The 8,916-nt window shown below is 72.5% G+C and carries 9 protein-coding genes and 1 tRNA gene; 7 read left to right on the plus strand and 3 right to left on the minus strand.

What is annotated here, in order from left to right; translation table 11 throughout:
* Nucleotides 1-32 precede the first annotated feature (32 nt).
* Nucleotides 33-107: transfer RNA gene (locus LN042_RS04070), tRNA-OTHER, on the minus strand.
* A gap of 510 nt (nucleotides 108-617) precedes the next feature.
* Here LN042_RS04070 and LN042_RS04075 point away from each other — a divergent pair.
* Together LN042_RS04075 and LN042_RS04080 are read left to right on the plus strand one after the other, a co-directional pair.
* Entirely contained in the window at nucleotides 618-1,253 is a 636-nt protein-coding gene (locus LN042_RS04075) for a PadR family transcriptional regulator (RefSeq protein ID WP_230048446.1), read from the plus strand.
* Nucleotides 1,250-2,767, plus strand: coding sequence for an FAD-dependent monooxygenase (locus LN042_RS04080; RefSeq protein WP_230048448.1), 1,518 nt, complete (start codon nucleotides 1,250-1,252; stop codon nucleotides 2,765-2,767). Before LN042_RS04075 ends, LN042_RS04080 begins: the two co-directional genes overlap by 4 nt.
* A gap of 55 nt (nucleotides 2,768-2,822) precedes the next feature.
* Here the strand turns inward: LN042_RS04080 and LN042_RS04085 are convergent, their stop codons facing one another.
* Nucleotides 2,823-3,707, minus strand: coding sequence for a class I SAM-dependent methyltransferase (locus tag LN042_RS04085; RefSeq protein ID WP_230048450.1), 885 nt, complete (start codon nucleotides 3,705-3,707; stop codon nucleotides 2,823-2,825).
* Nucleotides 3,708-3,754: 47 nt separating this feature from the next.
* Between LN042_RS04085 and LN042_RS04090 the strand changes: the two genes are divergently transcribed.
* The 5 genes from LN042_RS04090 (at nucleotide 3,755) to LN042_RS04110 (ending at nucleotide 8,225) form a co-directional block, all read left to right on the plus strand.
* Nucleotides 3,755-4,324, plus strand: coding sequence for a helix-turn-helix domain-containing protein (locus LN042_RS04090; RefSeq protein WP_230048451.1), 570 nt, complete (start codon nucleotides 3,755-3,757; stop codon nucleotides 4,322-4,324).
* A gap of 340 nt (nucleotides 4,325-4,664) precedes the next feature.
* Nucleotides 4,665-5,210, plus strand: coding sequence for a GNAT family N-acetyltransferase (locus LN042_RS04095; RefSeq protein WP_230048453.1), 546 nt, complete (start codon nucleotides 4,665-4,667; stop codon nucleotides 5,208-5,210).
* A 172-nt stretch (nucleotides 5,211-5,382) separates the two neighbouring features.
* Complete coding sequence (locus LN042_RS04100; RefSeq protein WP_230048455.1) at nucleotides 5,383-6,111, plus strand: DUF5995 family protein; 729 nt, start codon at nucleotides 5,383-5,385, stop codon at nucleotides 6,109-6,111.
* Nucleotides 6,112-6,224: 113 nt separating this feature from the next.
* Nucleotides 6,225-6,524, plus strand: coding sequence for a GNAT family N-acetyltransferase (locus tag LN042_RS04105; RefSeq protein ID WP_230048457.1), 300 nt, complete (start codon nucleotides 6,225-6,227; stop codon nucleotides 6,522-6,524).
* A 153-nt stretch (nucleotides 6,525-6,677) separates the two neighbouring features.
* A complete protein-coding gene (locus LN042_RS04110; protein WP_230048459.1) occupies nucleotides 6,678-8,225 on the plus strand; it encodes an FAD-binding oxidoreductase in 1,548 nt (515 codons plus the stop codon).
* Nucleotides 8,226-8,379: 154 nt separating this feature from the next.
* Here the strand turns inward: LN042_RS04110 and LN042_RS04115 are convergent, their stop codons facing one another.
* A complete protein-coding gene (locus tag LN042_RS04115) occupies nucleotides 8,380-8,709 on the minus strand; it encodes a MazG-like family protein (RefSeq protein WP_230048461.1) in 330 nt (109 codons plus the stop codon).
* Nucleotides 8,710-8,916 lie beyond the last annotated feature (207 nt).

An 8,916-nucleotide genomic window follows, 5' to 3' on the forward strand; every position in this document is an offset into this window, starting at 1 on the left:
CCGGGCGGCGGATCCGCTCGGCCACTCCTCCGTAGCGCTGACCGGGAATCGAACCTGCAGCCTGCGGCCCCTCGCACCGCCGCCTCCCCCGGTTGGGCCACAGCGCCTCGCACAGCATCGGTGCGATTCGAACGCACACTGCGCAGGGCCTGGACCGACCCCCTCCACAAGTGCCGGGCGCACGGCCTGCGTTCGTCCGCTCGCCGGCCAGGCAGGAGTCGAACCGGCGACATTCCGCTGTGAAGGCGGACACGCTGCCACCTCAGCTACGGACCAGTGCGTTGCCGAGGAATCGAACCCCGCCATCCCGTAGGAGCAGGGCTTACAACGCCGCTTGCGTCCCAGCGCTCAACGCGTGTGCGTGCCACGGGAGTAGGCAGTCGGCGCGGCGCGGGCGACCGAATGCCGCAGTGGCCTGGCACGAGCGGCCCCCGGGGTGTCCGAGCGGCAGTCGGTGCCGGCCGCTGACACGGCTTCGCGCTGCGGCAACGCCACATCATGGTGCCGGCTCCGCGGCGGCGACGCTTCGTGAGCCGATCCGCGCCCGACTACGCGGCTTGCCGCAAGTAGCCGATCCCGTATAGTCGGTCCCGACTATTAGGGGGCGGCGACAACAGATGGCGAAGCGGAAGATCTCCAACACGCTGGCGCTGGCCGTGCTGGGCCTGCTGCGGGAACAGCCGATGCATCCGTACGAGATGGCGACAACCCTGCGGGAGCGGCACAAGGACGGCAGCTTCAAGGTCAACTCAGGGTCGCTGTACGACACGGTCGGGGCATTGGCCCGGCACGGCTGGATCGAGCCGGTGGAGACGGCGCGCGACGGCAGGCGGCCGGAGCGAACCGTTTACGCGACAACCGAGTCGGGCCGGCACGAGTTCGTCCGCTGGATCGATGAACTCCTCCGCACGCCCGTCGCGGAGTACCCGAAGTTCATGGCCGCGGTGTCCTACCTCGGCGCACTCGGTCCGGACAGGGCGGCGGAGGCACTGGCCGAACGGGCGGGGCACCTGGCCCAGCGGATCGAGGAGACGAACGCGGTGCTGGCCGACACGGTCGGCTCCGGCAGGGTCCCCCGATTGTTCATGATCGAGGCCGAGTGCGCATTGCACTCCTGGGAAGCCGAGTTGGCCTGGACGCGGCGGACGATCGCGGAGATCCGCGACGGCAGCCTGAGCTGGCCCGAGGTCCAACGAACCGAACAGGGATGGACCTGGTCCGGCCCGACAGACTCGAAAGGAAGCACTCCATGACCGAGGTGTTGATCGTCGGAGCCGGCCCGGCCGGGCTGTTACTCGCCGGCGAGCTGCGACTCGCCGGCGTCGATACGGTCGTTGTCGAACGCGACGCGCAGCGGCCGGACTTCTGCCGGGGCTTCAACCTCAATGCCCGCGCCCTGGATCTGCTGGCGCGGCGCGGCCTCGCCGAAAGGCTTGTCGGCGAGGGCTGGCAGGTGCCGCACGCCGCCTTCTCCGGCCTGCCGGTGACGCTCACCCTCGCGGGCACGCACACCGACCACCCGTACTCGCTTGGGATCCCGCAGACCCGGGTCGAGGAAGTGCTCGAGGCGCACGCTCGCGACCTGGGAGCCGACATCCGGCGCGGACACCAACTGCGCTCGCTGGAACAGGATTCCGAGTCCGTCACCGCCACGGTCAGCACCGGTGACGGTGAGTACCGCGTCCGGGCCGGCTACCTGGTCGGTTGCGACGGCGGCCGCAGCACCGTCCGCAAGCAGGCCGGCATCGAGTTCCCCGGCACCGAGGCGACCCGCTTCTCCCTGCTCGGTGACGTCGAGTTCGCCGACCCGCAGGCCTTGCCGTTCGGCGCGACCACCGGCCCCGGCGGGACGGTCTTCGTCATTCCCCGCCCCGGCTACCTGAGGGTGATCACCACCGACCGGCAACCTCCCGCGGACAAGGACACCCCGGTCACCCTGGACCTGCTCCAAGCCGCCGTGGACGGCGCGCTCGGCCGCCACGTCGAGCTGCGCGCCGCGCGCTGGCTGACCCGGTTCGGCAACGCCGCCCGGCTGGCGAGCGAGTACGTCCGGGGCCGGGTCATCCTGGCCGGGGACGCCGCGCACATCCACCCGCCGGCCGGGGCGATCGGCGTCAACGTCGCCCTGGACGACGCGTTCAACCTCGGCTGGAAGCTCGCCGCCACCGTGCGCGGCACCGCGCCGGCACACCTGCTCGACAGCTACCACGCCGAACGCCACGCCGCCGGTGCGCGGGTGCTGGCCAACACGCGGGCCCAGGTGCTGCTCGGCGACGCCGACGACCGGCTCGGGCCGATCACCGACCTGCTCACCCGCATCGCCGGCCACCCCGCGGGCAACCGCGCCCTCGCCGAGACCATCACCGGACTGGACACCCGGTACGAGATGTGCCCCGGCTCCGACCACCCCTGGCTGGGCCGTCTGGCGCCCGATCTCGCACTGACCACGGGCGGCGGTGTCGTGCGGCTGGCCGGGCTACTCGCCTCGGGGCGCGGCGTGCTGCTCGACCTGACCGGAGGAGGCGCCGTCCGGGAGTCGGCCGCAGGGTGGGCCGACCGCGTGGACACCGTCACCGCGGCATGCCCCGACCACCCCGAACTCCGCGCCGTCCTCCTCCGGCCGGACGGGCACACCGCCTGGCTGCGCACCGCCGGCGGCGATCACGTCGACGGGCTCCACCAGGCGCTGCGCCACTGGTACGGCCCGGCAGTGGCAGCCGGCGCCGCGCCTGCGGAAAGGTGCCACCCGCGAGCCCGCCGGGCTTGAGGACCCGAGCCGGCTCGGCGCGCCGCGACCGGTGGGTCCGCCGGCACCCACCGCATCACTCGACCGGACGGCGGCCCAACCAGACCTGGCGCTCGGCGCGCACGGTCAGGTCGTCGCGCCGCAGCACGCTGTGCGGGCCGTCGTCGGCGGTGAGCTGGTCGAGCACGGCCAGGTCATCGGCGGTCGCGAGGCCGGCGACCCGGTCCCGCAGGCCGCGCAGCACCAGCTGGGCGTAGCGACCTGCGGCCTTCGAGTCGGTCGGTGTCGGCTCGGCCGTGAACCGCCGCTCGGCCGCGACCTCGAAGCCGGCGCCGGTAAGCAGAGGCCCCCAGTCCGCTCCCAAGTACGGCAGCTCCACAGCCAGTTGGGCTTCCAGCAAGGCGCGGCAGCGGTCCTCGAGGCCGGGCCGGCCGATGCCGAGCTCCTCCGGCAGGAACCGGGGCTGCGAGTCGATCTCGACCAGGGCGAAGAGCCCGCCGGGCCGGAGCGCCTCGAACACCTCGCGCATCGCCCGGGCCGGCTGCGCCATGTGGTGCATCGCGGTCGCGGACCAGGCCAGGTCCAGCTCGCCGCCGAAGTCGGGCCAGGCCTCGTCCAGGTCCGCCTCGATGGCGCGCACCCGGCTCGCCGTCCCGCTGGTCTCCGCTGTGCCGAGCAAGCGCTCGGTCATCTGCGGCGACCCGTCCACGGCGATCGCCTCGGCCTCGGGGAACCGGGCCAGCAGTGCGAAGGTACCCGCCCCGGTGCCGCTGCCCAGGTCGACGAACCGCCGCACGCGCCCGGCGTGCTCGGCGACCAGGTCGACCACCTCGCTGTGCAGCGAGTGCAGCAACTCGGCGTCCAGGTCGAGCATCTCGGCCAGGGCGGCCTCCCGCTCCGCGGCCTCCGGGCCGCCGTCGCCGCCGTGGTGGTGATGGTGGTGGTGTGTGTGATCAGCCATGCCTCGACGATACGAGGCGCTTGCGCCAATGGCATAGCCTCTTGCCCATGGCGCAAGAATTCAGCGAACTGGACGCCCTGGTGCGCAAGCGGATCCGCGGACTGCGGCTGGCGATGGGCTGGTCGCTCGACGAACTGGCCGGCCGCTGCTACCTCAGCCCGTCCACACTGAGCCGCATCGAGACCGGAGCCCGTCGGATCAGCCTCGATCAGTTGGCCTCCCTGGCCCGCGCCCTGGACACCTCGCTCGACCAACTGGTCCAGGCCGGCACCGACGAGGACGTGATCCTGCGACCCCGCCCGGACTCCGGGCCCGGTGTCACCAGCTGGGCCCTTGGCCGTGACCCGGCAGTCACCGTGGCCCGCATGCGGATCACCCGACCGGCCCCGACCGGCCCCGCCGACCTGAAGGCCCATCCCGGGCGTGAGTGGTTCACCGTGCTCTCCGGCACCGTCGTGCTGCTGCTCGGCGACCGCCGCATCCTGGTCGACGCCGGCCAGGCCGCCGAGTTCTACACCATGACCCCCCACGCCATCGGCGCCCAAGCCGGCGGCGCGGAGATCCTCGGCATCTTCGACCGCGATGCCCAGCGCACCCACCTGCGGCAGGAGAACTGACGGCCGATCAGTTCCGTTCTCCGGAACAGAGCGCGGACGAGCACGCCGGGCAGACCGGTGACGGGCGGCGTGACCTCCTCGGGCGCCGCGTCGACGACCGTCACCGCACCGCCACCGCCACCGCCAGCGCACCGCCACCGCACCGCCACCGCACCGCCAGCGCACCGCCAGCGCACCGCCACCGCCGGCAGCCCGGCGGTGGTCTGCTCGCCCCTCGCCCGTCAACTCCACCCGCTCGGCGATCCGTTGGGCGGTCCTTCCGCTCACGCCCGGCGATCCGGTCGGCGCGGCAAGGGAATTCGGTGGCAGGTCGACCGGTGCGGATGCTAGATGTGGAACCATGCTCAGAGGTGCCAAGACGCTGCTCCGGGCCCGGCAGCACGACGATGTCCCGCTGTTGCAGGCCGAGTTGTACGATGACGTTCCGGTCCGGGTCCAGGGTGACAGCCGTCCCTGGCGTCCCGTCCCGGCCGGCGGTGACTCGTCACCGTTCGCCGTGCCGGCGCCGGCGGCGGAGGTCGCGCACTTCTCGGTGGTGGAGCTGGCCTCGGGGGAGTTGGCGGGAGCGGCTCTGCTCTGGGGGATCGACCAGCACAACCGCATCGCCCACCTCGGTCTGGCGCTGCGGCCTGCCTGGCGTGGCCGGGGGCTCGGGAGCGATGCGGTGGAGGTGCTCTGCCACTACGGGTTCACCGTGCTCGGCCTGCACCGCCTGCAACTGGAGACGCTGGCCGAGAACACCGCCATGGTCCAGGCAGGGGCCCGGTCCGGCTTCGTGCTGGAGGGGCGGCTGCGCCGGGCGGGCTGGGTGTACGGCGAGTTCCGTGACGAGGTGATCATGGGACTGCTCGCCGAGGAGTGGCAGGACGGTCGCCTCGGCCAATAGGCGTGGTCGTGGGGTTCTGTGGTGCGCCGCTGCCGGCCGCGGGCGGTCGTTGGATGCCGTGACCGTGGACCACCTGTGCCGCTCCCGGGCGCGACGCGGCCGAACGAGGGCCATCTGACGCATCGTCAGTTCGTCGGCGTATGGTGTGGTGCACGTCGCCCAGGAGGTCCCCATGAGCACCGAACCCGCTCCCGCGCCCGTCACCCAACTGCCGGACACGGTCGAAGAGGTGATCCAGCGGATGAAGCAGATCGACGCCGAGCTCGACACCCGTGACGGTGTCGCCTGCTTCAACCGGATGTATCTGAAGGTCACCGAGCTGGTGGCGGCCGGCATCACCCAGGGGTTCTTCGCGGACGCCGCGTTCATGGAGCGGATGGACGTGGTCTTCGCCGACCTGTACCTGCGCAACATCGACGCCGACCAGGCCCGCAAGCCGGTCAACGCGGCCTGGCGCCCGCTCTTCGACCTGCGGGGCAACCACCGGATCCTGCCCGTCCAGTACGCCCTCGCGGGAATGAACGCGCACATCAACCACGACCTCGCGCTCTCCGTGGTCCTCACCTGCAAGGAGCGGCGCACCACACCCGACACCGCGCCGGTCCACGCCGACTACCTGAAGGTCAACCAGCTGCTGGCCGAGGTGGAGGCCACAGTCCGGGCCGAGTTCGAGCCCGAGCTGGTCAAGCTGGCGACCGAGGACGCGCAGACGCTCACCCACCTCCTGAGCAGCTTCAGCATCGAGGCCGCCCGGGACGCCGCCTGGCTCTCGGTGCAGATGCTCTGGTCGCAGCGCGGCAATCCGTTCACCTACGACCTGGCGTGCGTCGGGATGGCGGACAGCACGGGCATGGCGGGCCGGCTGCTGCTCACGCCCGTGGTGCCGGCCGACCCGAGCTGACGACCGGCCCGGCGAGCGGTGAGGACGACGGCGACGGCGGTCGCGCGGCAGCGAGGGGAGGCCGGCGACGATGGCCGGTGACGGGCAGGTCCCAGGTGAGGACGGCAGGATGGATGGAGATCGAAGTCCGGGACGTCGAGGCGAACAGCCGGTTCGAGGCATGGGTGGCCGGCGAGTTCGCGGGCTTCGCCGCCTACCAGCGGGACGAGCGGCTCGCGGTCTACCCGCACACCGAGGTCGAGCCCCGGTTCGAGGGCAAGGGCGTCGGCTCGGCGTTGGCACGGGCGGCCCTGGAGGACGCCCGCAACCGTGGGCTGGCGGTGCGGGCCACCTGCCAGTTCATCCGCGGTTGGATGGCGCGCCACCCCGAGTACGCGGATCCGGCCCGCCGGAACGGGCGAGCCGCCGACTGAGGGGCTGCCCGGGTGCTGGTTCGGCGACGAAGGGCCCGTTCCGCCGAAGGGCGCAGCCTGACGCGCCCTCATCCGTGCGGCGGGCGAGGATGGCGGCGTTGTCGGCCGCGCGGCGGGCGCGGCGGGACCGGGCACCCAGGAAGAAGCAGAGGCATGACGATCGATCGACGGCGGCTCCTGACCGCATTGGGCGCCGCCGGCGCCATGGTGATGACGGGGGCGCGCGGCGCGGCGGCCCACCCCGGCCCGGGGAGTCGCGGCGGCAGCGACCTCGCTCCCACCCTCAACGCCTGGCCGGGCCGGCCCCGGGGGACCGCCGCCGCACCGCCCGACTGGAAGGCACTGAAGGCCCGCCTGGGCAGCCGGCTGGTGCTGCCCGGTGACTCGGCCTACAGCTACGAGCGGCTCGGCTTCAACGAGTTGAACGACGGCCAGCTGCCCGCCGCCATCGCCCGGTGCGCATCGGCCGGCGACGTCCAGGCCTGCCTCGACGTGGCCCGGGGGCACGGGATCCCGATCGCGGCACGCAGCGGCGGACACAGCTACCTCGGCTACAGCATCCCCAACGGCGGCCTGGTGATCGACCTGCGCTACCTGAACCAGGTGCGGGTGCTCTCCGACGGCACCGCGCTGGTCGGCGCCGGCGCCCGGCTGATCGAGGTGTACGCGGGCCTCGCCCAGGCCGGTCGGCTGCTCCCGGCCGGCTCCTGCCCCACCGTCGGCGTCGCCGGGCTCACCCAGGGCGGCGGGATCGGCGTGCTGACCCGCAAGTACGGGCTGACCTGCGACCGCCTGAGCTCCGCCCGGCTGGTCACCGCCGACTCGAAGCTGCGCCTGGCCTCGCCCGACTCCGAGCCGCAGCTGTACTGGGCGCTGCGCGGCGGTGGCGGCGGCAACTTCGGCGTGGTCACCCAGTTCGCCTTCCGCACCGAGGCAGCACCCCCGCTGACCGTCTTCGTGCTGACCTTCCCGCCCGGCTCGGCCGCCGACACCATCGGCGCCTGGCAGAGCTGGGCGGGTGCGGCGCCGTTCGAGTTGTGGTCCAGCTGCCAGATCGCCGGTGGCACGCCACCGACCGTCAAGATCGTCGGCTGCTACGTGGGCGACCAGAAGAGCCTGACTCCGCTGATCGACCAGCTGGTGCGGGCCGCCGGGGCGCAGCCGACGCGCTTGGTGGAGAGCAAGGACTACCTGGACGCCATGAAGTTCATGGCGGGCTGCGCCAGCGACACCATCGCGCAGTGCCACCCGACCTGGGAGGGCGGCACCCTGCCGCGGGCCTCCTTCGTCGCCGAGTCCCGGATGCTGCCCCCGGCACCACTGGACGCGGGCAAGGTGGCGGCCCTGATGGTCGGCCACAGCGGTGTCTTCCTGCTGCTGGACGTGCTCGGCGGCGCCGTCGCCCGACTCGCCCCCGACGCGACGGCCTTCCCGCACCGACACTCCCTGGCCAGCGCCCAGATCTACGCCGACACCACCCGGGCCGGTTACCCCGCCACCAAGAAGGCGGTGGACGCGATCCGCGACGGGCTCGCCGCCCTCGGTGCGACGGGCGCCTACGTCAACTACATCGACGCCACCCTGCCGCACTGGGGGCAGGCGTACTACGGCATCAACCTCCCGAAGCTGAAGAAGGTGGCGGAGCACTACGACCCGGACCGGGTCTTCGCCTTCCCGCAGTCGGTGGTGAACGCCACCTGACGATCGGCCCGCCCGTCAGGGGCGGCCGATCCGCACCCGGCAGTGGCCCGACGCGGCCGCTGCCGTGTCGTCGCACCTCGTCTGCCGCGACGGCCCCGACCCGGTCGGGCCGTGCGGCCGTCGGCCCGTCGAGCACCAGCAGGCCGTGCCGTGTTCAAGCGGTCGCCTCCCCCGGCAGGTCGCGGCTGCGGATGGCGCGCAGGTGCTCCTCGAAGAACCAGCGCGGATCGCCGCCCATCCGGGCGAGGAGGACCAGGGCACTGACGGCGACATCGCAGGCTTCCTTGCGGACATCGGTCCAGGTGTGGCTGTGCCCCTTGCGGGGATTGAGGCCGAGCGCTCCGATGACGGCTTCGGCCACTTCACCGGTCTCCTCGGAGAGCTTGAGGGCCTGGCCGAGCCAGGCCAGCTCGCCGGTCAGCCTGGAATGCGAATCCAGCTTCAACGCAAGGGAGTTGACGGTCTCCCAGGTCTCGTCGTCCATGCCGCGGGATCCTGCCGCTGTTCGAGTCGGTCGATCAACCCAGGCGGTTCTCGGCGAACCCAGGTCGAAGGCGCCGTTTTCGATTTCCCGCAGGATCCGGTTCCACTGAGCTCAGCGCGGCGCCCGGCGGTCGGGGAACGACCGCCGGGCGGCACGCGGATCCGCAAGCTGCGGTCCGTCACGGTCGACACGTTGGACAAGGAGCCC

This window comes from Kitasatospora humi (assembly GCF_020907985.1).
Lineage (GTDB): Bacteria > Actinomycetota > Actinomycetes > Streptomycetales > Streptomycetaceae > Kitasatospora > Kitasatospora humi.

Coding starts and splice junctions, on each gene's coding strand:
- LN042_RS04075 (WP_230048446.1), top strand. CDS start 618: ATGGCGAAGCGGAAGATCTCCAACACGCTGGCGCTGGCCGTGCTGGGC.
- LN042_RS04080 (WP_230048448.1), top strand. CDS start 1,250: ATGACCGAGGTGTTGATCGTCGGAGCCGGCCCGGCCGGGCTGTTACTC.
- LN042_RS04085 (WP_230048450.1), bottom strand. CDS start 3,707: ATGGCTGATCACACACACCACCACCATCACCACCACGGCGGCGACGGC.
- LN042_RS04090 (WP_230048451.1), top strand. CDS start 3,755: ATGGCGCAAGAATTCAGCGAACTGGACGCCCTGGTGCGCAAGCGGATC.
- LN042_RS04095 (WP_230048453.1), top strand. CDS start 4,665: ATGCTCAGAGGTGCCAAGACGCTGCTCCGGGCCCGGCAGCACGACGAT.
- LN042_RS04100 (WP_230048455.1), top strand. CDS start 5,383: ATGAGCACCGAACCCGCTCCCGCGCCCGTCACCCAACTGCCGGACACG.
- LN042_RS04105 (WP_230048457.1), top strand. CDS start 6,225: ATGGAGATCGAAGTCCGGGACGTCGAGGCGAACAGCCGGTTCGAGGCA.
- LN042_RS04110 (WP_230048459.1), top strand. CDS start 6,678: ATGACGATCGATCGACGGCGGCTCCTGACCGCATTGGGCGCCGCCGGC.
- LN042_RS04115 (WP_230048461.1), bottom strand. CDS start 8,709: ATGGACGACGAGACCTGGGAGACCGTCAACTCCCTTGCGTTGAAGCTG.